General features: G+C 42.8%; 23 protein-coding genes. 2 read left to right on the top strand and 21 right to left on the bottom strand.

Annotated features, from left to right (window positions below):
• Position 1 precedes the first annotated feature (1 nt).
• The 9 genes from ACRHOZ_RS11130 to ACRHOZ_RS11090 all read right to left on the bottom strand — a co-directional run bounded on the left by ACRHOZ_RS11130 (position 2) and on the right by ACRHOZ_RS11090 (position 4,667).
• Positions 2 to 184 carry a CPXCG motif-containing cysteine-rich protein gene (locus tag ACRHOZ_RS11130; protein ID WP_431125628.1) on the bottom strand — a complete coding sequence of 61 codons (183 nt, stop codon included), beginning with the start codon at positions 182 to 184 and terminating at the stop codon, positions 2 to 4.
• Positions 185 to 234: 50 nt separating this feature from the next.
• A complete protein-coding gene (locus ACRHOZ_RS11125; RefSeq protein ID WP_431125626.1) occupies positions 235 to 1,161 on the bottom strand; it encodes a DUF5777 family beta-barrel protein in 927 nt (308 codons plus the stop codon).
• Complete coding sequence (locus ACRHOZ_RS11120) at positions 1,151 to 1,696, bottom strand: YceI family protein (protein WP_431125624.1); 546 nt, start codon at positions 1,694 to 1,696, stop codon at positions 1,151 to 1,153. Before ACRHOZ_RS11120 ends, ACRHOZ_RS11125 begins: the two co-directional genes overlap by 11 nt.
• 1 nt (position 1,697) lies before the next feature.
• Positions 1,698 to 2,132: an OB-fold protein gene (locus ACRHOZ_RS11115; protein WP_431125622.1), complete on the bottom strand. Its 435-nt coding sequence runs from the start codon at positions 2,130 to 2,132 to the stop codon at positions 1,698 to 1,700.
• Between the two features lie 81 nt (positions 2,133 to 2,213).
• Entirely contained in the window at positions 2,214 to 2,495 is a 282-nt protein-coding gene (locus ACRHOZ_RS11110; protein ID WP_431125620.1) for a hypothetical protein, read from the bottom strand.
• A gap of 10 nt (positions 2,496 to 2,505) precedes the next feature.
• Positions 2,506 to 3,351: a DUF5777 family beta-barrel protein gene (locus tag ACRHOZ_RS11105; protein ID WP_431125618.1), complete on the bottom strand. Its 846-nt coding sequence runs from the start codon at positions 3,349 to 3,351 to the stop codon at positions 2,506 to 2,508.
• Between the two features lie 12 nt (positions 3,352 to 3,363).
• The gene (locus ACRHOZ_RS11100; RefSeq protein WP_431125616.1) at positions 3,364 to 3,744 is read right to left on the bottom strand and encodes a hypothetical protein; all 381 of its coding nucleotides are present in this window, start codon (positions 3,742 to 3,744) and stop codon (positions 3,364 to 3,366) included.
• Positions 3,744 to 4,292, bottom strand: a complete 549-nt coding sequence (locus ACRHOZ_RS11095; RefSeq protein ID WP_431125614.1) for a YceI family protein — start codon at positions 4,290 to 4,292, stop codon at positions 3,744 to 3,746. The genes ACRHOZ_RS11100 and ACRHOZ_RS11095 overlap by 1 nt, the downstream gene beginning before the upstream one ends.
• An 18-nt stretch (positions 4,293 to 4,310) precedes the next feature.
• Positions 4,311 to 4,667 carry a hypothetical protein gene (locus ACRHOZ_RS11090; RefSeq protein WP_431125612.1) on the bottom strand — a complete coding sequence of 119 codons (357 nt, stop codon included), beginning with the start codon at positions 4,665 to 4,667 and terminating at the stop codon, positions 4,311 to 4,313.
• Between the two features lie 233 nt (positions 4,668 to 4,900).
• Between ACRHOZ_RS11090 and ACRHOZ_RS11085 the strand changes: the two genes are divergently transcribed.
• The gene (locus tag ACRHOZ_RS11085; RefSeq protein WP_431125610.1) at positions 4,901 to 6,007 is read left to right on the top strand and encodes a LytR/AlgR family response regulator transcription factor; all 1,107 of its coding nucleotides are present in this window, start codon (positions 4,901 to 4,903) and stop codon (positions 6,005 to 6,007) included.
• 43 nt (positions 6,008 to 6,050) lie between these two features.
• Here ACRHOZ_RS11085 and ACRHOZ_RS11080 read toward each other — a convergent pair whose 3' ends face one another.
• From ACRHOZ_RS11080 to ACRHOZ_RS11060, 5 genes are all read right to left on the bottom strand, one after another.
• Positions 6,051 to 7,376, bottom strand: a complete 1,326-nt coding sequence (locus ACRHOZ_RS11080; protein WP_431125608.1) for a TolC family protein — start codon at positions 7,374 to 7,376, stop codon at positions 6,051 to 6,053.
• Positions 7,373 to 10,660 carry an efflux RND transporter permease subunit gene (locus ACRHOZ_RS11075; protein WP_431125606.1) on the bottom strand — a complete coding sequence of 1,096 codons (3,288 nt, stop codon included), beginning with the start codon at positions 10,658 to 10,660 and terminating at the stop codon, positions 7,373 to 7,375. Before ACRHOZ_RS11075 ends, ACRHOZ_RS11080 begins: the two co-directional genes overlap by 4 nt.
• Positions 10,657 to 11,793, bottom strand: a complete 1,137-nt coding sequence (locus ACRHOZ_RS11070; RefSeq protein WP_431125604.1) for an efflux RND transporter periplasmic adaptor subunit — start codon at positions 11,791 to 11,793, stop codon at positions 10,657 to 10,659. Before ACRHOZ_RS11070 ends, ACRHOZ_RS11075 begins: the two co-directional genes overlap by 4 nt.
• 154 nt (positions 11,794 to 11,947) lie before the next feature.
• Positions 11,948 to 12,832: a leucine-rich repeat domain-containing protein gene (locus tag ACRHOZ_RS11065; RefSeq protein ID WP_431125602.1), complete on the bottom strand. Its 885-nt coding sequence runs from the start codon at positions 12,830 to 12,832 to the stop codon at positions 11,948 to 11,950.
• A gap of 264 nt (positions 12,833 to 13,096) precedes the next feature.
• Entirely contained in the window at positions 13,097 to 15,007 is a 1,911-nt protein-coding gene (locus ACRHOZ_RS11060) for an ABC-F family ATP-binding cassette domain-containing protein (protein ID WP_431125600.1), read from the bottom strand.
• 66 nt (positions 15,008 to 15,073) lie between these two features.
• Between ACRHOZ_RS11060 and ACRHOZ_RS11055 the strand changes: the two genes are divergently transcribed.
• Positions 15,074 to 15,466: a DUF983 domain-containing protein gene (locus ACRHOZ_RS11055; protein WP_431125598.1), complete on the top strand. Its 393-nt coding sequence runs from the start codon at positions 15,074 to 15,076 to the stop codon at positions 15,464 to 15,466.
• A 161-nt stretch (positions 15,467 to 15,627) separates the two neighbouring features.
• On the opposite strand, the gene ACRHOZ_RS11050 is transcribed toward ACRHOZ_RS11055, so the two are convergent.
• The 7 genes from ACRHOZ_RS11050 to topA all read right to left on the bottom strand — a co-directional run bounded on the left by ACRHOZ_RS11050 (position 15,628) and on the right by topA (position 25,383).
• Positions 15,628 to 16,695 (bottom strand): NAD(P)/FAD-dependent oxidoreductase, encoded by a 1,068-nt coding sequence (locus ACRHOZ_RS11050; RefSeq protein ID WP_431125596.1) that lies wholly within the window; start codon positions 16,693 to 16,695, stop codon positions 15,628 to 15,630.
• 251 nt (positions 16,696 to 16,946) lie between these two features.
• The gene (gene gldN, locus ACRHOZ_RS11045; protein WP_422349094.1) at positions 16,947 to 17,849 is read right to left on the bottom strand and encodes a gliding motility protein GldN; all 903 of its coding nucleotides are present in this window, start codon (positions 17,847 to 17,849) and stop codon (positions 16,947 to 16,949) included.
• Positions 17,850 to 17,869: 20 nt separating this feature from the next.
• Positions 17,870 to 19,441 carry a gliding motility protein GldM gene (gene gldM, locus ACRHOZ_RS11040; RefSeq protein ID WP_431125594.1) on the bottom strand — a complete coding sequence of 524 codons (1,572 nt, stop codon included), beginning with the start codon at positions 19,439 to 19,441 and terminating at the stop codon, positions 17,870 to 17,872.
• Between the two features lie 66 nt (positions 19,442 to 19,507).
• The gene (gene gldL / locus ACRHOZ_RS11035) at positions 19,508 to 20,158 is read right to left on the bottom strand and encodes a gliding motility protein GldL (RefSeq protein WP_431125592.1); all 651 of its coding nucleotides are present in this window, start codon (positions 20,156 to 20,158) and stop codon (positions 19,508 to 19,510) included.
• A gap of 71 nt (positions 20,159 to 20,229) precedes the next feature.
• Positions 20,230 to 21,621, bottom strand: a complete 1,392-nt coding sequence (gldK, locus tag ACRHOZ_RS11030; RefSeq protein ID WP_431125590.1) for a gliding motility lipoprotein GldK — start codon at positions 21,619 to 21,621, stop codon at positions 20,230 to 20,232.
• 120 nt (positions 21,622 to 21,741) lie between these two features.
• On the bottom strand, positions 21,742 to 22,899 hold the full coding sequence (locus ACRHOZ_RS11025; RefSeq protein ID WP_420400885.1) for a formimidoylglutamase: 1,158 nt from the start codon (positions 22,897 to 22,899) through the stop codon (positions 21,742 to 21,744).
• Positions 22,900 to 25,383 carry a type I DNA topoisomerase gene (gene topA, locus ACRHOZ_RS11020; RefSeq protein ID WP_431125587.1) on the bottom strand — a complete coding sequence of 828 codons (2,484 nt, stop codon included), beginning with the start codon at positions 25,381 to 25,383 and terminating at the stop codon, positions 22,900 to 22,902.
• Between the last annotated feature and the right edge of the window lie 106 nt (positions 25,384 to 25,489).

Below are 25,489 nucleotides of genomic sequence, written 5' to 3'. Positions count from 1 at the left end.
CTTACTGTCCCAACAATCTGACCTGAAATTGCGTCAACTCCCCATTTTCAAACCCTACTTGGCTTTCTATAGGATTACAGCATACCTCGCAATCTTCCACATAGGTTTGCTGGCGGATCGAAGTATCCAAAAGAAAGGAAATTTCTTCCCAACAATAAGGGCATTGAAAGAAATGTTCCAACATGGTCTTGTTGTTTTTTAGTCTTTGCAGAATGTCATAACATATTCAGTACGCTATGGGGTTTTATTCTCCTGTTTCAGCCCTTTGAGCTGCCGTTTAAAATGGATGATGTAGGTGAAATTAAACCCAAAATTAAGGTTGGGGTTCTTAAAATTGAAATTGTTTCGGGTTTCGGCAATAAAGGAGCTTTCTACCATACTGGGGGCATTGGTCAGCATAAACTGAAGCATCACATCGCCCAATTCCCAATTTACACCGATACCAAATGGGCCATAGGTATCTATACTTTCCACTGGATTGAAAACTCTATAGTATTCACTTACCAACGAAACATGCGGCCCCAATTTATACCTACCCCCAAAGCCTAGGGCCAAATGATTTTGCCTTTCATCTTGCGTATAAACAGCACTTCTGTGGATAAAGGTTGGCGTAATTTGCAAGGAGAAATCGGAATTGATCTTTTTTGCAATGAGTAGCTGGGTGGTAAACGACAATCTATTGGAAAAATCATCCTCCACATTGGGATTGCTTATGGCATGGCTGTTATAGCTTGCATTTTGAAAAACAGTGAGCCCAATAGGTGATCCCTGGCCCCTTGGCTGCTGTCTTACCAATCTATATTTCACGAACGCATCAAAAAGACCATCCCATGTTGACCCTCCCACGCCGGTGGTAAGTCTATCACTCATCCCATATTCCAAGGCGATGCGTGCATTCAATTTGTCCGCCCCAAAACTCTGGGATCGTAGCGTAGGAGTATTCCAAAATCGGGTAGCAGCAAAAACCTCCAAAATTCCTTTTTTACGGGTTTCAACAGAATGTCCGTAAGTAATCCGGGTGGATTTAAATGTAGCCGTGACATATTGGGGCACCGTATCCGTATGCTCCTTTTCCAAAATATCCAGCAGCTCATTTTGTGCCATAATTTGATTCACAAAGAGGCCAAAAACCAATAGCGTCCAAAAAACTCTAGTTTTCATAGGGCAAACATTCAAAATTAAAATCCACTGAAATGGTCTTTGCAATATTCCCTGCCAAAAGTGGCGGAATCTTTATTTCATAATCCCTGACCAGGGTTTCAAAAGTCCCTGAAAGGATAAAGGTCTCGTTGTTGCGTATTATTTTGGTCTTTATCTGAAGTTCCTTGGTAACCCCGTGCATATTGAACCTACCTTCCACCATTCTTGTTTGCTCACCTTCAAGAGTGGGGTCAAATTCCATAATAGTACCCACAAAAGTGGCCTTGGGATAAATATCGGATTCCACATAACTTTCGTTGAAATGTTCCCGCATCAAGGCCTTTTCAAAAACAAAGGCATTCATAAGCATGCTCACGGCTATTTCCCCGGTGGTTAAGTCAACAATACTCAGCACTTGATTATTCTCCGCTTTTATGTGCTCCACAGAAGTGTAGGAGAAAAATGATACATGACCCTGCCTTGCCATGGATTTGGTAGCTCCTTGTCCAAACCCATTAAAGGCGATCAATGCAAAAAGAGGTAGAAGTTTACCCATACTATTCATGACTTACTACACAATTCAAAAATATGGCATCTTTTAAAATGCCTTTGAAAACACCTTTTATGACCAAAGTGTCGGTTGGTTCAAATTTGCTGATAAGATGTTCCTGACCTTCCATCATATCACAAATAATGGATGGATGCTCCTTCCCCTCAACATGCAAGATAACAGTAAGTCGGTTATTTTTTTGGTTGATTTCCTTGATTGCACCTGTTATTTCAATAACCTTCTCAGCAGACAATAGGCCAGCCGCGTCCTTTTTTTCCAGCAAATCCACCAGATCGTTGGCACTGATGTACAGCTCAGGTTCCGCATTTGCCATATCCATCGATTTTGCTGACACTATGTACCAAACCATGCATATGCCCAAAAACAAAAGACCACCTGCCATCCACAGGGTCAACCGGTTTTTTCTAGTTAAACTTCGCATCTTACCTTCAATAGAAACCCAGGGTCTTATCTAAAACCCTGGGTCCAAAACTACTAAAACTAATTTCCCTTTTCAAAGTAGTTATGCCGCACTGGAACCAACCTTGGTACACTGGCACAAAGGCGGCACATAATTTTCTTTCTTTATTTTGTCACCTAAAGGCGGGTGTCCTATTTCCATTAATTTGTTGAGCGCCAAAGCCAGTTCATTGGCGCTTCCAAAGTGAAACCAAATCAAGGAATCCATTGGATTGGCGTACACATTGTGTATCCCCTCTATTCCTATTAGCTGTTCCTTAATAACACCTGCACATTCATCGCAAAAAGCATGTGCCACCGGAATTTTTGCCAAACTTTTTTTCATGCTGTTTGTCTTAAAATACCCTTGATAAATTGAACCCAAAGAAGATGTCTCCATCACCCCAATCCCCTGTAGCCTGACCCAAAAAATAATTGGTGTTCATAGGCTGGGCATTGGTAAAATGCAACTGAAAAACATGTCCTCCCGTTTCTAGGTCAAAACCTATGGACAACGCATTCTTGAATGGGGAATTGTCCGCTCGGTTCAAATGCCAACCGTAATCCATATTTAGGCTCCATCTTTTGGTCAGCTTATATCTTCCCCCAATACCCAAGGCAAATTGCGCGTTGTCCTGCGCCTCCAAGCTGACCAGGTTGTCATGGAAAAATGTGGGTGTCAATTGCAAGGAAACATCATTGTTCAACTTTCTTGAAATCAAGGCAGACACTGCATAGCCCACTCTATGTTTGAACTCAAGACCTGGTAAACTAGCCTCCTCCAAAGCGGTGTTTATCAAAGCTGAATTGAACAAAACCACTGTTACGGGAGATGCCCCTTCCTTTTGACGCAACAATCGCAACTTAAGAGAGCCTTCGTAGGTTTTTTGGAAGGAACTTCTTGAGATGCCCAGGTTGATCCCATCCGTAATCCCATAAATAAGGTTCAATCGAGTAACAGCCTGATCCAATCCAAAAAAATCATCGATTCCTGTTTTTATGGTTCCAAAACGGTGCGAAACCACGAAATAGAGCTCTTTTTGGGAGACCATTTTTGTAGATTCAAAATTTACAATTTTCAAGCCCTTAAAAGCAGCCGATTCATAGGCTGCCGAATCATCAATTTCAACATCCTCCAACAGATCCTGTTGGCTAAAAATAATTGAGGGCACAAGGGCCAAAAACACTAATAGTTTTTTCATGATTTAGTATCTCTAATTGGTAATTGTTGCTTGGTCTATTTTCACTATTTCCAAAAGATCATCATAACCAATACACCTTCCCTTAATGGTTAAATAATCTTCTATTTGGATTGCGGAATGTGGGGTGTCCAACAAATTGATCTGCACCTTGTGGTCCAGAAATATGGATTGTTGGTCAATTTCCGTCACCCTTCCCGTGGTTATAATGGCCTGATCAATGAATTGGGCTCCCTTTTCTTCCGAAAAATGTTCAAATAAGCTCAGTGCCGTTATTTGATGGGCGGCTTCCTCCTTCAAAATGTTCCTGGACTCTGGATAAAGGGTCTTGTACCCAACAATTGCCAGGGCCACTATCGCTATGGCGATAAATATCAAAAGGTATTTCCTAGCCATTACTTCCTTTTCAATTTAAAATCGAATTTGACCTGGACCTCCTTGGCAATTTGGTTTCTGACAATCCGTGGAATTTCAATATCAAAATCAGCAGGAGAAACGGTGAAGTTGCCCAATAGCGATAGAACATCATTGACCAATTGTGCATTGACCACAGTTCGGATTTCCTTCACTTTTCCATGAAAGTCAAGGGTACCCTCTAGCTGCACCTCCCCCCCTGAGGATGGCAGGTCGCCCAAATCAAAATTTTTCAAGGCTCCCCTAAAAATGGCCTTTGGAAATTGGTCCGATTCGGCATAGCTTTCATTGAAATGTTCCTGCATTAGGGAATTTTTAAACTCAAATGCCCTAACCAATGCCAGAGATGCCAATTCGTTGGTTTCGGCATCAAAAACCGCAGTGGCCGTACTATTGATCGCTTTAACTTCCTCAAAAAGCTCCTCGGAAGCTTCAAAAATTACGACTCCATTTCTATCGATAAATTTGTCCTGTGCAATACCCTTAAAGTTCCAAAGGCATAGTAGAAGGAGAAATGAGATCTTAGCCATGCGCTGGACCATTTTCTATTAGTTTTCCGGGGTTCCGTCCTCAATCCACTGCTCAAACAAATCTATCGTCGATTGAGGTAGTCTTCCTGCAGGTGGCATTGATCTAGCCTCAGAGGTTTGCCTGCTTATTGCAGTTAAAATACCTCCTGCCCTGCTCTGGACTTCAGTAAAGTTGGTCAAGGAAAAGGGTGCTCCATTTTGAGTAGGTGAGGAATGGCATCCCAAACAGCTTCCGCCAATCAAGGCGCTTATGTTTCCATCATAAGTGACCAAATCTTCATTGGGCGGGGTTAGATCTTCTTCACTGTCACTTGAGCAGCTTGCGAAGACGACCAAAACTGCCAGTGAGCATAGATACATTAGTTTCTTTTTCATGATTGTGATTGTTTTTGAGTTTAATAATGTCATTTGATTTACACTACCAAAACAACAGTACCTCAGACAATTATGAAGGGTAAACCTTTGTGAAAGGGAAAACTGGGCCTTGACAGGGAATTTTTGGCTTTAAAAGGAATTCCTGATTGCGTTGCCGAAAAAGTAAAGCCTGAATGCTTTTACAAAGGGGGTATAAAATCATTATATTGGATAAAAAATTTGTTGGAAACCCTATGAGAAAGGATAGGTTATACTTTTTAACATTTATTTCCATCACGGTCATCTATGCCATAATTGCGAGCATTGCCCTGCACTATTTGACCAAATCCGGAACCCTTACCCTGCTGGAAACTTATCTGGAATTCAGTAAAAATGAGGCCAAATCCTTTGCCACTTTGGTAGGTCAAAAGACACAAATGGGGATTGCCAAGGACTCTATTGTCCAGAGCGTGCAGCAAAGTCTTGAGGAAACCGATACAGATATTGGGTATTTGAGCATTCTGGATTGGTCCGGAAAAATCATTTGCCATCCGGACATCAAAATAGTTGGGCAACAGGCCGGTGGATCTAAATCCTTTGTTTCTTCTGTCGCCGATGAATTGACCGTGGAAAGTTTTTATGGTCAACTCAACCAACGCTTAAAAGAGAACCGCGATTCTGCAAACCCAACCTTGGTCAAAGAATCCGAGGTGATCCATTTATATCCCGTAAGTGGCTCTGACTGGATCGTCGCCGCGCACATTGGCATTGATAATATCTCCCAAAGATTGCAGGAAATGAGAAATCGGTTTTATACCATCTTTCTACTCATGGGACTCTTTGTGGTTCTTTCCTATGTGGTGGTGGTTCGCCTTATTGGGAGCAACTATGAAAAACAGTTGGAGGCCAAAAACAAGCAGTTGGAAGATGAAGTAATCAACCTTTCCAAATTAAATAGGGCTGTTGGGGATTATCAACAACGTGTATCCGTAAAAAGTAAGGGAGAGAAGGAAGATACTACCATTAAAAGAAGAATCCTTACCTACATTCGTAATGAACTGTTACCCGTGGCAACTGAGGAGATTGCCCATATCTATACCGAAAACTCCATTACCTATGTGGTTTGTTTTGATGGGAAACGATCCACTACCAATTCCAGTCTGGATGAATTGTTTTCGCAACTGGACAGCGCTCATTTTTTTAGGGCCAACAGACAATTTATCATTGCCATTTCCAGCATTGATAAAATTGTAAAATATGGGAAAAATCAATTAAAGATTTTGGTGGTTCCCAAATCTGAGGCAGGCATTCTAATTAGCAAGAACAAAGCGGCAGAATTTAAGCAATGGTTAAACCTATAAGCCTTGAGGAGCTCTGCCAATCGAAGATGCGCTTGGGGTTTGATCAGAAATCGACATTGAGCAATTGCCCACTGATCTGTAACATCTGTAGTTCTGCCAATTTAGCACTGTATTTGGCCTGACTTTGGGCCAATTCTGCATTTAAAAGGTTCAATTGCGCTTGTCTGAATTCAATGGAGGTTACCTGACCTAACTTGTAGCGTTCGTCTGTTCGATTAAAATTGTCTTGATTGGTCTGTAGGTTCTTCTCCTGGACCTCCAAAACATAAAGCGCGTTGGTGTAGCTGTCCCAAGCATTACGAATATCGCGTTCCACCTCTAAAGCAATTTGCTTTTGCAACAGCTCTTGAGTCTCGTAGCTAATTTTGGTATTCTTAACGTTGGTGATACTTCTCCCCCCGTCAAACAAATTCCAAGTAAGGTTGATACCTCCGGTAACCCCTGTAGCCGTGTTTTGCACAACAAAGGCCAAAGGACTGTTGTTGTTGGATTCGTTCCACCCGTAAGTCCCTGTAAGGCCTATGGTGGGCAAATATGCACTTTTGGCAGATTTAAAGTTGTAATTGTTGATGTTCAACTGCTTTTCTGCAATCTGTAACCGAATGTTATTGTCTTTAGCCTCGTTGTGCATGTTTTCCATTTCCAGACCAGAAACAAAATTCACCGTAGTGTCCGCCGCAAATGTGGTGGCCAGTTCCCTATTTAGAATCAGATTCAGGTCGCGCATGGTGTTACGCAGCTGCTGTCTGGAATTCAGCAAGTTGATGCTATCTGTATTGATATCCACTTCGGCATTTAATACGTCCAGGCCTGTATTCTGACCATATTCAAATTGATATTGGGCGCGGGTGAGCCTATCCTTGGAAATTCCCAAGGCACTTTCAAGGTTTTGCGTGTTCTCGGTCAACCGAGCTACTTCGTAATAGACCGTGAACAACTGCAAAATGGTAGTCTCTATGGTCTGCTGTACCTCAAGTTCGGATTGTTGGGAGCGCTCCTTGAAACTCTTATAGTTGTAATGACGACCCAAGCCATCAAAAAGGGTGTAATTTACGTTTACCGAGGCATTATATCTCCTGGTTTCCACACCATCGGCTGTTCGTGTTTCCCCATTGGCCAGGGTACCCTCTGTGTTTTGTCTATCAATGGTACCTCCCCCATTGGCGGTCACCGTGGGCAAATATCCAGAATTTAGAAGGTTGGCATTGTTATCATCAATTCTTTGGGTATTTCTTGCCACTTGGATTCCCAAATTATTTTGCAGGGTCAAGTCAATTGCTTCTTCTTTGGATAACAAGTTTTCTTGTGCCTGGGCCCAATTTGCGAATGCGAAAATAAATAAGGGTAGAGTATAAAATATGCGTTTCATTCTGTAGTGCCTTCTAAAACTTTTGGAGCTTCTTCCTTCTCTGTGTGGATAGAACTTCCATTCTGACTGTATAGTCCCTCGTGCATCATATGTTCTTCCTCGTTCCGTTCCCTAATGGATCGTTCCACTTCTTCCCTGGTTGCCTTTTCACCCGTCCACATCTGTTTCACAAATACCTTGACATAGTTGCCAAAGGAAAGAAAAATAGGTAGCATCAAAAGGGTAAGAACCGTGGCAAATCCAATACCATAGGCAATGGAAAGTGCCATGGGTTTTAAGAATTGGGCCTGACGGCTTTTTTCCAAAAGAAGGGGTGCCAAACCTGCTATGGTAGTAATGGAGGTCAAGAAGATAGCCCGGAACCTAGATCGACCAGCTTCATAGATGGCTTCATCAAACTTTAAACCGTCCCGTAAATTATTGTTGAACTTTCCAATAAGTACCAATCCATCATTGACCATAATCCCAATCAGCGCAATAATTCCCAAAAGTGACAAGATGTTAATAGGGAAGTTATGCAACCAATGGCCCCACCCCACCGCTGTTAAGCTAAATGGAACCATCAATATCAACAATAAGGGTTGACTAAAACTCCTAAAGGTAAAGGCTATGGTCACAAAAATGAGAAAAAGTACCGTGAGACCAACAAAGCGCAGAGAGTTGCTAAACTTGTTGGCTTCCCTATTCTGACCCTCATAGGAAGGTGTGATAGAGGGATATCTGGATAGGATATCTGGCATAATTTCATTTCGAATCCAAGCCATGGCATCCGTTCCGGTATAGACTTTATCATTGGTCAAATCCGAAGAAATTTGGATTTCCCTTTGTCCGTCCAAGTGGTTGATGGCCACATCGCCCCGCTCAATGGAGTAGGATGCTATTTCCTTAAGCGGAATGCGATCTCCTGATGGTGCCACAATGCGCATGTCATCCAAATCCGTGATGGAGGAACGGTTGCTGCGATCGTAACGAACCCAAACCCGAATCTCATCTTGCCCACGCTGAAAACGCTGCGCTTGGGAACCAAAAAATCCGGCTCTTACCTGGTTCATGACACTCCTTAGGTCTAATCCCAATAAATAGGCATTTTCCTTAAGCTCAATTCGAATTTCCTTGATCCCTGCCGGATCATTATCCGCCACATCCTTTAACAGGGCATTGTTTACCATGGCGGTCTTTAACTCTTGTTTGGCCGCCTTGAGTTCAGCAATATTGTTACCCAAAAGTGAAACGGAAACAGGATCTCCGCCAAAATTTCCGCCAGAGCCATAAATCAAACTTTCAACCCCAATAACTGGGCCTACCAATTCCCTTAACCTTCCTGCTACCATTGGAGAAACAATCTCATCCGGGCGTTCTTCGCCGGGCAAAAGATTGATAATCAAAGTAGCCGTGGAAGAACCTGGCCCAAGAGTCTTCAGCATGTTCTCAAATAGCACCTTATCCGTTCCCTGTAAATATTCCTCCGTTAATTGTTGGTTGACAACCTCCGCCTTTTCCTGAATCATGCTAATGATGGAATCCGTTACCTTTTCGTTGGTTCCGTTGGGCATTTGCAGCTCCACGGCAACCCTATCACTGGCAATTTGCGGGAAGAAAGAAGTCCGAATAATTCCACCCCCTATAGAACCAAAAGTCAGGGCCAATGCCATAAAGAAAAAGGAAAAGGTCAAAAACTTATACCGTAGGGCAAAGCGAAGGGTGGGGCTATACCATTTGTCGCGCATCCAAGCCATACCCTGATCACCCAATTTATTAATGACCCGCAGCTTGGCAAAAATTCGACCTATGCTGGACTTTGGGTCTTGACTTTTGGGCCGTAATGCTTTGGAATGGGCCAAGTGTGCTGGTAGAATAATCAAGGCTTCCACCAGAGACACTACCAAGGTAAGAATCACGATTACGGATACCTCACTAAAGAAATCCCCTATTCTTCCATCCAAAAACAGGAAAATGGAAAACGCCAGGATAGTGGTTATGATGGCCGATAAAATGGGAGGAATCACCTCCATGGTTCCATCAATCGCCGCCTTTATGGGGCTTTTTCCTTTTTCGTAGTGCTGATAAATGTTTTCAGCAATCACGATACCGTCATCCACCAGAATCCCGATTACAATAATCATCCCAAACAGGGAAAGTACGTTGATGGTCACATTGAGCATGGGTGCAAAAACAAACATCCCCAAGAAGGCTATGGGAAGGCCAAAGGCCACCCAAAAGGCCAATCTTGTATTTAGGAATAGCGACAAAAAGAGGAGCACCAAAATCATCCCAATAATGGCATTTTCCGTAAGAAGGTCGGTCCGCTGGGTCAAGGTTTTGGATTGATCACTGATTACTTCCAACTGGGCATTGGTGTATTTTTTGTTGAAATCAGCTATATACTCCTTCACATTCTCGGCAGAGCCGATCAAATCCTCGGTATTGGTGCTGGTGACGGTAACGTTAACCGACAGTTCATCATTCAGGAAGGACGCATTTGGAGTCTCTGAGAAGCGATCTCTAATGATGGCCACATCCTTTAAGCGAATGGCCCTTCCGGACGCATCTGCCCTAACCACCACATTGGAAAGTTCATCACCATAATAAGAGCGGTTGTTGGCCCTGATCAGATATTCCTCCGCATCAGTTTTAATATTCCCACCGGTAACCAGAATATTGGCACTTGAAACTGCCTGTGCAACTTCACTAAAGGATAGGTTGTAGGCCAGTAGGCTATTTTCATTGACCGCAATTTCAATTTCTTCCTGGGGATATCCTGAAATTTGAATCTGGGAAATCCCATCAATGGCCCGAAGGTCATTTTCTATCTGTCTACCAATTTGTTTTAAGGTAGCCAGAGGAATGTCATTTCCACTGACCGCGAAACTAATGGTAGGCCGCACCGCCTCAAGCTTGGAAACCACCAAAGGTTCCATTCCTGTAGGGAAAGTGGGCACCCTATCCACAGCATTTTTTACTTCAAGAAGCATAAAATCTATATCCCTGCCCTTTTCAATCTCCACGTTGATGCTTCCGCTATTTTCCCTTGAGGTGGAGGTTACCCGTTCCACCCCTTGAAGTCCCTTAAGGTTGTCCTCAATCTTTAATACAATTCCTTCTTCCACTTCCAAGGGGGAAGCCCCAGGATAGGTGATATTGATCAATACATTCTGGGATTCCACCAGGGGAAAAAATGAAGATTTAAGGGAAAACGCCCCTACAATTCCAAAAATGAAAAAGGCAATGATAATCACATTGACCGCTACGTGGTACTTGATAAAATAGGATATGACCTTTTTCACGATTTAGCCCTTTTGGATTTAGCAGCATCGAATACTTTCACTACCATTCCGGTATAAGCTCCGGAAACTGCCTTGGAAACAATAACTTCATCATTGGGAACATCTTTGAGCACCACCTTTTTATCCGTGAAGTAAACGGGATTTACATTAATGACATCCAAGATGGAATCACGAACCACAAAAATCTGGTTGTTTTCCAACAGCAAGGAACGATCCACTTCAATGGCGTTGGGTTCCTCCTTGGCCTCGAGGCTGGCCTCCAAATATTGCCCTTCCTTGAGCTTATCCCCACTGACCTCAATATAGACGGTAATGGTTTGGGAGTTTTGATCCACCCGGCCGTTCACCCGAGTCACTTCCCCCGTAAATTTTTCAGTTTTTTCCAGATTGAAAAGTTCAACTTCCTTGCCCACGGTCAAATAATCGCCGTAGGTTTTGCTTACGGAAACTTCTAGCTCATACACTCCTGTATTGATAAATTCACCCAATTTTTGCCCTACCCTGATCAAAGTTCCTTCGGTGACCAAAGCGTCCGTTAACACACCCTTAAATGGGGCTGATATGGTATACTTGGACAAGCGTTGTTCCAAGTTCTTTACATTATAATAGTTGGATATTACTCCGCGGCCAGAGATGAAAAATTTTTCCTTTTCATTGGTCATTTCCGGTAATTTAGGTGTGGTTTTGTCCAAATCAAAGCCATTGAGATAGTCCTGCCATTTGGGATATATGGTAGGGTAATCCAACCTTAAATCCGGCATAATGGAGGTAAGTAAATTGTATAAGTTGCTTTTGGCCGACTGGACTGATGCGTAGTATTCGTTGGCATCTATGCGGATTAAAGTCTGTCCTGCACCGTACTCCTGCCCAGTGCGGAATAATTTGCTCCCTGACCTAAAAACCCCCTGAACTTCCGAAAAAAGTTCTACACGTCTTTTGGCCCTTAAGTTTCCATTGGCTGGAACCACTATGGGAACTGTGGCATTTTTGACCGTGTCCACAAAGACCGTTTTAACCACCCTTTGGGGTTGTGGGCGTTTATCCTTCTTGCTTCCTGCAATCATTCTAGCGAAGAAAATGGACAGAAAAATAATAAGGCCACCTGCAATGACCGAGAAAATGAGCTTGCGCATGTGTTGGTACCGATTAGTCTTTGCAAAACTATTGGCTAATGCATACTTGCTTGGTTAAATATTTCATAAATGTGAACTGTTCTTTGTAAAAAGGACACAAAAAAAGGGGATACACGCCTGTATCCCCAAACCAAACAAACTAAAGTATAACTAACTACTCATTATCGTCAACATCTTCAAATTTTGTATCAGCCATTCGTGTGCGCTGTAGCTGTATTTCGTTGAACTTGGGATTCAAGCTTTTTTCATCGGTATCAAATACCAAAAACTGTCTTGTATCCATCTCTTGCAGCCCTTTGTAGGAATTAAACCTATTGTTCTGCAACTGTAATATTTTTAAGCTCGCCAACTGTCCAAATTCTGAAGGTATCTCTCCTCCCAATTGATTGTTGGCCAGTACCAATTCCTTTAATTCTCCTAGATTTCCCATTTCTTCCGGAATGGTTCCCTCCAAACTGTTTTCGAAGAGGCCCAAGGCTTCCAGTTTCGTAAGATTTCCGATAGTGCTTGGGATAATGCCCTTCAAATTGTTACTGGACAGGTTCAGCTCCCGTAGATTTTTGAGTTCCCCAAAGGTTGGTGGTATGGAACCGCTCAAAAAATTGTTGAACATGGAAAATACCTCCAACTCCTGAAGTTGACCAATTCCAATGGGCAATGCACCTTTGATCCTGTTCATTTCCAGTCGCAATACCTTCAAACTTTTCAACTTTACAATGTCCTTGGGTAAAACCCCGGTAATGCTGTTGAATGCCAAATTGAGGTGCGTAAGATGCTTAAGCTTTCCTATACTCTCTGGAAGAATTCCATCCAAATTGTTCATGAAAAGATTAATTCCCACTACATGATTGTCCTTTACCTTAACCCCTTTCCATTGGGCAACCGGTTCGTCCAGATTCCAGGTAACCTTCCAGTCCGATCCCTTGGTGCTGTGGTAAAGATCCAACAAAACAGCTTTTTCTTTGGTAGAGATCTCTCCATTGGCCCATCCAATTGTGGAAGCCATTACCAAAAAGCAAAAAACGGTTAGTCTTATCATGAGTTACAATTCAGTTTATAAGAATTTACCTACAAATTACGCATTGAGACAGCAACTCTACAAATTAAATAGGTGTAAGCAGGGAAAAATGTTGTAAACAGGGTGAAAAATGTGGTGTAGAACACGCTATTCCCGTAAATTTAGCATGAACCGGCTAGGAGTGTCTGAATACACCCATACTGTCAGGTCGAGCGCAGTCGAGACCAACTTAACAACCCTTTTTTTAAAGACTTCTCGACTGCGCTCGAAGTGACTATCATAATATTAATCCAAGGATTCCAGCTCATGGGAAAGACTTTCCCAATCTTGCATTAGGGTCTCCAATTCTTTCTTTTTGCCTTGATAGCCATCAAAAAAGTCGGGCTTGGCAATGGTTGCATCGTAATCCATGAGTAGGTCGTGATCAATTTCGGCAATTTCCTTTTCCAATTGCGAAATCTTCTTTTCCACCCCACTCAATTTGTTTTTAAGTGATTTTAGCTTCTTTTGGGCCTGATAATCATTTTCCTTGGGTTTTTCAATTTTGACTTGGGTCTTTCGCTCTCCTTTTTCAATTTTTCGAAAATCCTCAGCCTTTCGTTGCTCCAAATAAAAGTCAATATCCCCCAAATATTCCTTGATTCGGCCTTCCTTGAATTCATATACCCTATCGGTCAATCCCTGAAGAAAATCCCTGTCGTGGGAAACCAGTACCAAGGTGCCCTCAAAGTTTTGTAAGGCCTGTTTCAGTACATTCTTGGATTTAATATCCAAGTGGTTGGTGGGTTCGTCCATGACCAACACGTTGAATGGCTGAAGCAGCATTTTGGCCAGTGCCAAACGGTTTCTTTCCCCTCCGGAAAGTACTTTTACATACTTCTCCACCTCATCCCCTCTAAAGAGAAAGGAGCCCAAAATGTCCCTTACTTTACTTCGGTTGCTCTCATTGGCTTCATCAATCATGGTATCCAAAATGGTCTTGTTACCATCCAGATATTCCGCTTGGTTTTGGGCAAAATATCCGATTTGGACGTTATGCCCTATCTTAATGCTTCCTCCGTGATCCAGTTCGCCCACCATGATCTTCGCCAAGGTGGTCTTTCCTTGCCCATTCTGACCTACGAAAGCGGTTTTACTGCCGCGTTCCACCAAAAGATCAATTCCAGTCAATACATGATTGTCACCATAACTTTTGGAAAGATTTTCCAATTCTGCCACCACTTTTCCTGGGGTAACGGAAACTGGAAATCTTACATTCATAACGCTATTGTCCTCCTCATCCACTTCAATGCGTTCCAGCTTGTCCAATTTTTTGATCAGGGATTGCGCCATAGAGGCCTTGGTAGCCTTCGCACGAAACTTTTCAATGAGTTTTTCGGTCTGTTGGATTTGCTTTTCCTGATTTTTCTGGGCATTCAATTGCTGCTCTTTCATCTCCATTCTAAGCTCCAGAAACTTGGTGTACGGTTTGTTGTAATCATAAATCCGTCCCAGTGAAATCTCAATGGTTCTATTGGTCACATTATCCAAGAACATCTTGTCGTGGGAAACGATGACCACAGCACCGCCATAATTTTTTAAAAACTGCTCCAACCAGATAATGGATTCGATATCCAAATGGTTGGTAGGCTCGTCCAAAAGCAGCACATCATTGTTTTGAAGCAGGAGTTTGGCCAACTCAATCCGCATGCGCCATCCACCGGAAAAGGTATCGGTGATCTTGTCGAAATCCTCCCGTTTAAAACCCAATCCAATCAGTACCTTTTCGGTATCTCCCTGATAGTTGTAGCCGCCCAGGATTTCATAACGATGGGTCACATCGGTCAAATCTACCATCAATTGGTTGTAGCCTTCGCTTTCGTAATCGGTACGTTCGGCCAACTCTTGGTTGATCTTTTCCAAATGGAGTTCCAAGGCTTTGATTTCGGTAAAAGCTTGATAGGATTCTTCCAAAACGGTTCGTCCCTGTTCAAAATCAATGTCCTGCTTTAAAAAACCAATCTTAATGTCCTTTTCAGTGGCAATTGTTCCCGTATCTGGAGCCATTTCCTTGGAAAGCAACTTGAGCAAAGTGGACTTGCCAGCCCCATTTTTCCCGATAAGTCCAACACGGTCCCCCCCGTTCAACCGAAAGGCGATTTCCTCAAAAAGATATTCGCCCCCAAAGGCGACCGAAAGATTGTGAATATTAAGCATTTTATGTGACCTGAATTACATAACAAAAGAGGGTTAATCCGTACTTTTGCATCAAAATCGCTGCAAATGTTAAAAAAAGGAAACAAACTCTACAGCATTTTAACAGGAAGTTGCCCTAAATGCCATGAAGAGAGTATGTATGAAAGCACGAATCCCTATGCCATTTCCCAACTGTTCAAGATGCATGAACGTTGTTCGCACTGTGGCACCAAATATAAAATTGAGCCTTCATTTTTCTATGGCTCCATGTATGTGAGTTATGCGGTAGGTATTGCCTTTGGCACCGCTGCGTTTGTCATTGCTTTTTTGATTTTGGGAGCCTCCCTGGTCAACACTTTTATTGCAATAGTTTTGACCCTAATCGTGTTTTTACCTGTGATCATAAGATTGTCCCGAAATATCTGGATCAATTTCTTTTTTAAGTACGAACCTGAGGTCAAGGGTCACGTTGGTCAGTAACAGGTTGATTCTACCTTACCCTTATTAATTGGCCATTTTGTGTTCTTCCAATAGGTTGACACGAACCTGCCTTGCCGGCAGGCAGGTTTCACAAATTGTCACGAATGTGATGGATCCCTATCTCTGACAACTTGTGGGCAAGAAGCAATAATTGCATGTTTTTACTCTAATGTCTTTTTTGGAAAATACTTCTTGGTGAATCTCTCAATATTGATTTCTGAATCCAGATTGGCTCCTTTTTCAATATGGTTGAAGAGTTGCCCGGAAGCATAAGGGGCTATCATTACCCCACGGGAACCAAAACCATTTAATACATAAAGGCCTTTATGTTCCGGATGCTGCCCAACTAAAGGTCGCCTATCCACAACCGTGGGTCTGATCCCAGCTACATGATCTACAATTTCAAAATCGCACTTAAGGAACGTTTTTAATTTTTCCAAGAGTTCGGATTTGGCCTCTTTGGTAGGAGCATTGGTCTTGTCTTTCCATTTGTAGGTAGCTCCAACCCGATAAAGATCATTCCCCATTGGAATGGTAAACACTCCCGATTTGATCACATTTTCCTCTTTATAGTCCGGTGCGTTGATGGTCAAAAGCTCTCCTTTGGTCCCATTTAGCGGCAAATACTGGAAAAATGGGTTGTTTTTAAGCCCATAGCCTTCGCAAAAGACAATTTGCTTGGCCTTGATGGTTTTATAGGAAATATAATCAGGAAACGTCTTAAAATGGTTAAAGTTGAAGGAGTGAAGGGTTAAATTGCCTTTATCTTGTAAATATTGGGTGTAGGACGCCAGCAGCACAGCAGTATCAATACGACCTGTGTGCAGCACTTCGCCAAAACCGTAAGGAGCATCCAACGAAGGGTTTTGGTTTTCTTGGATCCTGGTGGACATAAAATTTTCCAGTCCAGGTTTATCAGCTGCCTCAAACCAAAGATTCTGTTCTTCAATGGATGCAAACTTGCGAAGTACCCGCAATTTATAATCCAGCTCTACTCCCAATTTTTGTTCCAAATCCGTATAAAATGGCATGGCCAAATCCAATTGTTCGTTGGCCTTCCAAGCCAGGGTAAAACGCTTTAGAATAACCGGGTTGTACATACCCCCTGCCACCAAGGAGGATTGTTGGGAGTTATCTGAAACAACATGGTATGTCTTCCCTGCTTTTTCAAGAGTTTCACAAAAAGAGATTCCGGCCAAGCCGAGGCCAACTACTAGGTAATCCAACATGGGGCGAATTTATAAATACTGGACGAGATTATGGGTTTAAGGTTTAATCTTGGATTGTTGGATTGTTGGATTGTTGGAAGATCGTAATCCTTATTACAGTAGACTGGTAAACAAAAAAACGCCGCACTTTCGTGCGGCGTTTTGCTGTATAGAATTGGAAATTTATTTTGGGCTTTGGGATTCCGACTTTCGTCGGAATTAATTCGTCTTGCAACTTTGATACGCCTTTCGGCTCTCAAAGTTGAGTCTCATTAATACGCCCACATATCCTGTTCCCTATCGCGGATGACCTCCTTGATTCGTTTGGCCTCCAACAACTGGAACAGTGCATTGTCAAATACGTAATCGTCTATTTCACGATCCCCATGGACATTGTCCTCCTTATAGATAACCCCGTTGAATCGGCGTGCGTTCAAGAGCATATCAAAGGAAATGGGTCGCGCGGAGTTACGCTGGTTATAGACCTTGGCATCATGCAGGACTTGACGGGCGGCAGGATACCATATCCAGAAAAGTTCTACTTTGTTTTCGCCTGGATCTACAGACTCGTCATCAATAAAGTTTACATCCGGAGCTACAGGGGCAATTCCCAATAGTCTGTACTTCAACTCACCTTGACGCTTGTCAAAATACCACATTCCCTTTATGCGATACTCTTCAATATCGGCTGCGCTCAAATCCCTTTGGTTGATAAACTCCGCAGAAATCTGCTCACCAGCGTTCAATTGCTCGTATCCAAGGTCGGTGGTATCTACCTTTCTTAACGTAGCGCTTAAGTCTCCTAAAGTTCGTTTTTCAGTGAAATACGAATCGGTGTACACCTCGGTCAGTTTTCCATTTCTGATGTTCTTCATCAAAACATGGTACAAAGACCTTCTGTCCGCTCCAATACCTATGGTATCGGTTGGGTAGTACAATGGAAAGTTAACACGCTCGTCCAGGTCAATGGTCTCCCATACGGTCTTGGACCAAAGGATGTCCCTATCGTCTACATATCCGTAGGCTAGGGGGGCGTCATTGTCCTGTTCTTTTTGGGCCTCGGTCTTTACACCTATATCCTGTGGCAACTTGGCATTCAAGATGTTTGCCTGACCCAGCATGGATACGGGAGCAAAAGCCAACGCTCCAATAATTAATGCATTTTTCCAATTCATGATTATACTTCTATACTTAATTAATTTGTAAGCTCAACAACTACAGGAGATACTTTCTTCAACTTGTAGCTTCTATTGTTGGTAATGTATGCGTTGATATCAAATATCTGAACGGCGTCACCTCTTTTCGCTCTCTTAAGGGCAGATTTGGCTTGTGCGTTCAACTTATTGCCATTAACTACTATTGTAGGTTGACCTGGCACTTTGAACTTAAATCCACCTACAGCAAGGTTCAAGTCAAAATCAAAATCTTCCAACATAGCGCCTACGGTAGAAATCTCAAGGTTTCTTCTTGGCATTTTAACGCTACCGGCCTCACCACGTACGGTACCACCTGGTCTTGGGATATCCTTGATCCTAAACTCCGACTTGGTGGAGATTGGTTGACCATCTGGCAATGTACCTGATGCAGTAATAGTAACCGTTCTACCTGTACCTGGATTCATAATATAGTTGCTACCGCTTCTTCTGGTCAAACCAGTTGCTCTAGCATTAACTTTGTTATCTGGAATACCAGGAATGGAGATGGTCATAGGGTTGGCCACACCACGGTAAACAACATTCATTTTATCGGCAGAGATAACTGCAGCATTAGGCTTAGTGATAGTGGCGAAGGTGTTGTTCACCTCAACAGGAATCTCTTCACCATCCTGCATAAAGAACATAGTTCCAGAAACAGTATGGTCACCGGCAGCACCGGCACTGATCAACAGCTTGATACCACCTTCTTCCAAGATATAATCCTTATCAGCAGTAAGGTTTCTACCATCCAACTTCAACTCGGCCCTAACTGGCTTGGAAGAGTTGTCAGTCTTACTGATGATAATTTTACCATCGTACTTCTCACCTGTGTAAAAAGCAGTTTTGGAAGCGGACAAGGATGTAGCGAAATTCTTTAAGGAAACGGCTTCTGTCAAGTTACCTTCCAAAAGTCCTTTCAATACTTCTTGCTCTGTAGACATGATATCTGCCTGCAACTGTGTGATCTTGGTCAACGAAGCTACCAAAGGATAACCCTCAAAGTGGTAGTTCATCCAATCTACTTTGACTCCATCTCTTTGTCTCTCAACCTTGCCATTCTGATCACCAGTTTCAAAACGGGTTTGAACAGCTCCTTTTATCTCTCCCATGTTTTCTGGAAGTGCAGCAGAAATCTTGGTTCTATAATTATTCAATTTTGACAAGAACTCTTGACCATCCGGCTTTAAGTCATCGCCTTTAAAGAATAGATTGTCCAAATAGTCAGACTTATCCATTACAACATAGTTGTTGGGATCTTCCTGATCGGCCAACATACCCTTTTTCAACTCCTCCAAGTACTCGTAGTACTCATTGGAAAGTTGTTGAACAGTCTGAGCCTTTTCATACAACGGACCGTACTTAATCGCATCTTCAGATGCCTTGGTCCCAAGACCTTCAAAATAGGCCAAATTGTTTGCTTCGGCTTTTTCGTTGGAAGTCTCCAATTTTGCATTCATCAAACCGAATGCAGCGAGAACCTCCTTGCTCATATTTAATGCCAACATCGCGATGAAGATCAAGTACATAAGGTTGATCATCTTCTGACGTGGTGTCTGTTTTCCTGATGCCATGTTTTTTATCTAATTAGAATTATTAATTAATTTGATCTGGGGTTTGGTATATCAATTAAACCCTAATTAGTTTTTGCTCATGGCAGAAAGCATACCTCCATAAACTCCGTTCAAGGAAGAAAGGTTGGTAGCCAAAGATTCCATTTGCTCTTTAAGAGCCCCGGCATTCTGTACTACTTCCTCATTGATGGAAGCTTGACGGCTAGCGCTTTCCAATTGTACTTTGTACAAGCTGTTCAAAGACTCCATTTGAGCGGCGGCGTGAGACAACTCTTCAGAGTACTTCTTAGTGTGCTGGATAGCATCTGTTGTAGGAGCGATGTTTTTGGCAGCTCCCTCAAAATTCTTGATGCTCTCACCCAAGCTGTTGAACAACTCAGAATCGATATTGGCTTCTTTCAATAGATCATCCAATTTTCTGGAAAGAAGACCCTCAGCTTCTTTAGCTTGCTTCGCGTCATTCTTGTTTCCTTTGGACTGACCATTGGCCAATTCTGGATACACCAAAGACCAATCGTACTCGTCATCTACTGGTTCAAACGCAGAGATTGCAAAGATCAATGCCTCAGTAATAAGTCCGATAGCAAGAAGTAACCCCCCGTTCAGTGGTCCAAATTCCCAGTGAAGGATTTTAAATAGTGCACCAATAATTACTACCGATGCCCCAAGGCCGTAGGCCATGTTAAACAGCTTTTTTGTTGATTTTGACTGTGCCATAATTCTAGTTTTAATTAAGTTATATAAATAAGTATTTGGTTACTGGTTTATATAATGCTCTCTTTCTTAATTTATCTAGCAGAAGGTAACCCGTTTCTTCTACCGTTGGTGGAATCTTCCTCGCCCATATAATCCTGAACGGTTCTGAATCCGATATAGCTACGTGCGGAATCCTGGTATTCGTAATCACGCGTACTTACTTGCAAGAAATAAGCAACGTCTTTCCAAGACCCTCCACGGATCACTTTTCTTTGGTTCTGTCCCGATCCAATATTTGGATTCATGGTGGACAGGTATTCATAGGCTCCTTGGTCAAAGCTGGAGCTTGTCCACTCCGCTACATTACCGGCCATGTTGTAAAGATTGTAATCGTTTGGCTCATAAGACTTTGCCTCCACAGTGTACAGGGCAGCATCGGCTGCGTAATCCCCGCGTTGTGGTTTAAAGTTGGCCATAAAACAACCTGTGTCGCTGATCACATATGGACCACCCCAAGGATAGGTTCCTCCTTCAATTCCACCACGGGCAGCGTACTCCCATTCAGCTTCTGTAGGCAACCTAAACTGGTTTACAAATTGTTTGCCCCTTGATTTTTGATCATCGTTCTTGAACTTGGTTCTCCAGTTACAGAACGCCTTGGCCTGCATCCAGTTTACCCCCACAACAGGATAATCGCTGTATGCATCGTGCCAAAAGTAATCATTGTGCATGGGTTCGTTATAGGAATACTCAAAATCCTTGATCCATACCGTAGTATCCGGATAGATTTCAAGTTCCTCGTGCTTAATAAAGTCTTTTCTTCTACCTTTTTTAGCTCTGGCGGCCGCTTCAATGTCCATCCAACTGTATTTGTACTTCAATTGGGTAACATCAATGGAACGCAATCCATTATAACTTTCCTCTTCAGGTAAGTAAATGGAATCCATCACTTCGGCGTAGTACTCATCAGGATATTCTGAAGTATCCCAAACCAAGTCCACATCCTTGTTCAAGGCCCTACCTTCATAACCGGTCTCTCCAAGACCAGCATAGTTGTCGAGCATATATTTGTCGTAAACTGAAATTCTGGAAGTGTCAGTGTCCTTGAAGGCATATTCCCCAATCCCTTCATCTTCTGGGCCAATGCCCAACTCATCGGCCAAGATGGCCAATTTGGTTCTGGTAATGGAATCCTTCACCCACTCCACAAACTGTCGATACTCACTATTGGTAATTTCCGTATCATCCATATAAAAGGAACGAACGGTCACCGTTCTAGTAGGAGCATTCAACACTTTAGCCTGATCTTCCTCAGCCTTACCCATTACGTAGGAGCCACGGGGAATTAGTTCCATCCCATAGGGTTTCTCTGGATACCATTTTTTTCCTTGGGCTCCAACGAGTTCACCTTTTGACTTTGAATTTGAACCGCAACTAGCGAGTAAAAAAGCAAGTGCTATAGATGAAAAGAATAGCTTTCTCATACTTTAGGTTAAATTTTCGATTTAGTTTTTTAAACTGTGCTACACAAATTTCTTATTCTCAAAACTGATTTTTGAATAAATTATTGTGTAAAAACAGTTAATGCTCAAAATTTAATTTGTTCAGTTAAAGCCCTTTCTGTAAGCTTTGAACCACCTTTCGGGAATCTTCTGGTTGCAAGCATCCAAATAGTCCTCCTCGGTGCATGGTAATAACGCCGCCGAATTTGTTTTAGTATGTTCGGGTAAAATTGATGGGACCTCAACCCACCAACGTTCAGTAATATGGCTTTTATAGAAGATCAGTTCTTCGGTATCCGTTGGTACAGTAAACTTGGTGAAGTCCTCACTCTTGGAACTTGGAAACTCCGTTATCCTAAAACTGATGCCTTCAATAAAGTACCAGATAATTTGCGCAATCATTTGGAAAGCCTGAAGCGAGTTCTCGCCCTCATAAATTCCAAACAGGGAGACCTTATCGCTTATGCCTGCATAACGTGCTATGGCACAAATCTCCCTTCCTGTAAATCCGTTGGGGGAAAAGTTTTTGTACAAGCCCATTTCGCTGGCGCGAATGGCCCTTAAATCCAAACTAACAATATGGGAACTTCTCAAAATGGGTTCCGCCAATGAAATATTGGCCGCAATATCTCCCAAACGATAGGCATCAAAGAAAAGTCGTTCCATCAAATCAATTTCTTCCTGGGCATTGAAATAACTTTGGTAGCCAATGTTGGAAAAATTGAAAAGATTGTTGGGTTTGTCTGTTATGATTCGGGTCATGTAGGAGTGGGAAGATATCAACTCTTCTTCCTCTCCAAAATCAAACCGGCTGTCAATGGACACCAGGTTGACCATGTCCCTGATTTTATCAAATGCCCTATAGGTTGGAAATGTGATATCCTGGGTGGCCCCTATTATAATAGGTATAATATTTTCCTCCAAAAGACCGGCCACTACCTCTTTTACCACAAAGTAGGTATCCTCTACGGTATCTCCTTCCTCTATATCGCCGATGTCCAAAATGGTGGAATTCCAGTTACCTGTCATAAGACGATACAACTGGATTCGGATTTCATCCACATCCAAGCGTTCGGGTTTTTTCTCGAAGGCATTTCGGGATTCATTTACCGCAAAGATGGCCACCGTTGCATTGGCAAATACAGGTAGCCCTTTCTTCTCTGTGTGCTTATGGATGTTTTTTCCCAGGGCCTGGGGCGGAAGTAATTCTGAATAGGCCAGTACCTTATCACTGACCGGAACCAAAAAATCGAATGCCATTTACTTTTTTGCTTTCGCCTTTGTTTTCTTTTTAGGTGTTTTCTTTTCCAAAAGGGCTTGTACCTCTTCCAAGGAAATCTTGGTTGCATCCACATCCTTGGACAACTCCACCTTGATTCTACCCTTAATAATATTATGTCGTCCCCATCGGGCCTTTTCAATACGGATTTTCTCGGCAGGCCATTCCCGGACCAATTTCTCGGCCTCCTTAACTTTTTTGGCCTCAATAAGCTCTCCTATATCCGCTTGGGTCAAATTATCAAAATCGTATTTTTTGTTGACGTTGATGAACATTCCGTTCCATTTGATGAAAGGACCAAAACGTCCAACCCCTTTGGTAACTTCCAAATTTTCATAATGGGCGATGGGGGCATCTGCCTTTTGCTTGGCCTTGATCAACTCAATGGCACGATCCATATCCACATCAAAAGCACTTTCTCCCTTATCCAGGGAAATGAACTTTTTACCAAAACGGACATAAGGGCCAAATCTACCCACATTGGCTTCCACTTCCTCCCCTTCATACTGACCCAATTTTCTTGGGAGTTGAAAAAGCTCCATGGCCTCTTCAAAAGTAATAGTGGAAATGGACTGTTCCGGTAACAAACTGGCAAACAATGGTTTTTCTTCCTCTTCCACGGTGCCTATTTGAACCATGGGACCAAAACGTCCCAATCTTGCGGCGACTTGTCTCCCCGATTTTGGATCGGTCCCCAAAACCCGTTCCCCGCTGGCGCGTTCTGCGTTTTCCTCAACATGAAGCACTTTGGGGTGAAAGTCCTTATAGAACTCCTGCATCATTTTTTGCCAATCTTCTTCCCCATCGGCAATTTCATCAAAGTTCTCCTCAACCTTTGCTGTAAAATTGTAATCCAGTATGGTGGTAAAATGACTCACCAAGAAATCGTTCACGATCATTCCAATATCTGTGGGCACCAATTTACCCTTATCGGAACCTATCATCTCGGAAAGTGATTTCTCAGCTATGTTTCCCGCTTCCAACAGCAACTGGGTATATTTTCTTTCCGTTCCTTCCACAGTTCCCTTCTCTACATACCCTCTGTTTTGAATGGTGGAAATAGTTGGGGCATAAGTGGATGGTCTTCCTATGCCAAGCTCCTCCAACTTTTTTACCAAAGAAGCTTCGGTATATCTATAAGGTGGTCGTGTGAAACGTTGGGTGGCCGTGATATAATTATTTTCAAGTGCTTCACCCACACTCATAGCAGGTAACATTCCTTCCTGTTCTTCAACACTATCCTCTTCATCAATGCCTTCCAGATATACCTTAAGGAATCCATCAAACTTGACCACCTCCCCATTGGCAGCGAATTCCTCGCCATGGGTATTGGCCTTGATCTTTACATTGGTGCGTTCCAATTGGGCATCGCTCATCTGGGAAGCCAAGGTCCGTTTCCAAATCAATTCGTATAATTTGGCTTGATCTCTTTCCAAGGATGGGTTTTGGTTGGACATATCCGTAGGTCGAATGGCTTCGTGAGCTTCTTGTGCTCCTTTGGATTTGCCCGTATAGTTCCTCACCTTGCTATAGGACTCCCCATAATTTTGAACAATGGCGTCCTTGGCAGCATTCAGCGCTTCACTGGAAAGGTTAACACTGTCCGTTCTCATGTAGGTAATCAAACCTGCTTCATATAAGCGCTGCGCCACTTGCATGGTACGGCTTACTGAAAAGTAAAGTTTACGAGAGGCTTCCTGTTGCAAGGTTGAAGTTGTAAACGGAGGTGCCGGGGATTTTTTGGCCGGCTTTTTGTCCAGACTGGCCACGGAAAATTCCGCACCCATATTTTGTTGCAAAAAGCTTTCTGCGGCTTCCTTGGTTGGAAAGGTTTTACCCAATTTGGCGGCAAAATTATTTCCGTTGGAAGTTTTGAATTCGGCACGGATTCTATACGAAGCCTCTGGAGTGAAATCTTCAATCTCCCGCTCCCGTTCCACAATCAGTCGTACAGCAACAGACTGCACCCGACCTGCGGACAATCCCGGTTTTATTTTTTTCCAAAGCACTGGAGAGAGTTCGTATCCCACCAGTCTGTCCAAGACCCTTCGGGCTTGTTGGGCGTTCACTAAATTATAGTTGATTTCCCTTGGATTTTCTATGGCCTTCTGGATGGCCGATTTGGTAATGGAGTTGAAAACAATTCGTTTGGTTCGGCTTTTATCCAATTTTAGAGCTTCTGCCAAATGCCATGAAATGGCCTCCCCTTCCCGGTCCTCATCACTGGCCAACCAAATGGTATCTGCTTTTTGAGCCAAATCCTTCAGTTTTTTCACCAAGGTTTTCTTTTCCTTGTCAACCGTGTATTTGGGTTTAAATCCATTGTCTACATCAACACCAAGTTCCTTGGAAGGTAGGTCTACAATATGACCAAAACTGGATTCTACCTGAAAGTCCTTTCCTAGAAAACGCTCAATGGTCTTAGCCTTCGCAGGTGACTCAACTATAACTAAATTCTTAGGCATGCAACGGGGTTTAGAGGTAACAAAAGTATATGAATTTTTCGATTTTGACTTTTTGACAAAATAAAGCGCAAAAAAATATCCCGCTTAAAACGGGATATTACAGAAG

This window comes from Flagellimonas flava (assembly GCF_050617915.1).
In the GTDB taxonomy this organism is placed as follows: domain Bacteria; phylum Bacteroidota; class Bacteroidia; order Flavobacteriales; family Flavobacteriaceae; genus Flagellimonas; species Flagellimonas flava_A.
This window is presented reverse-complemented; position numbering and strand designations above follow the sequence as displayed.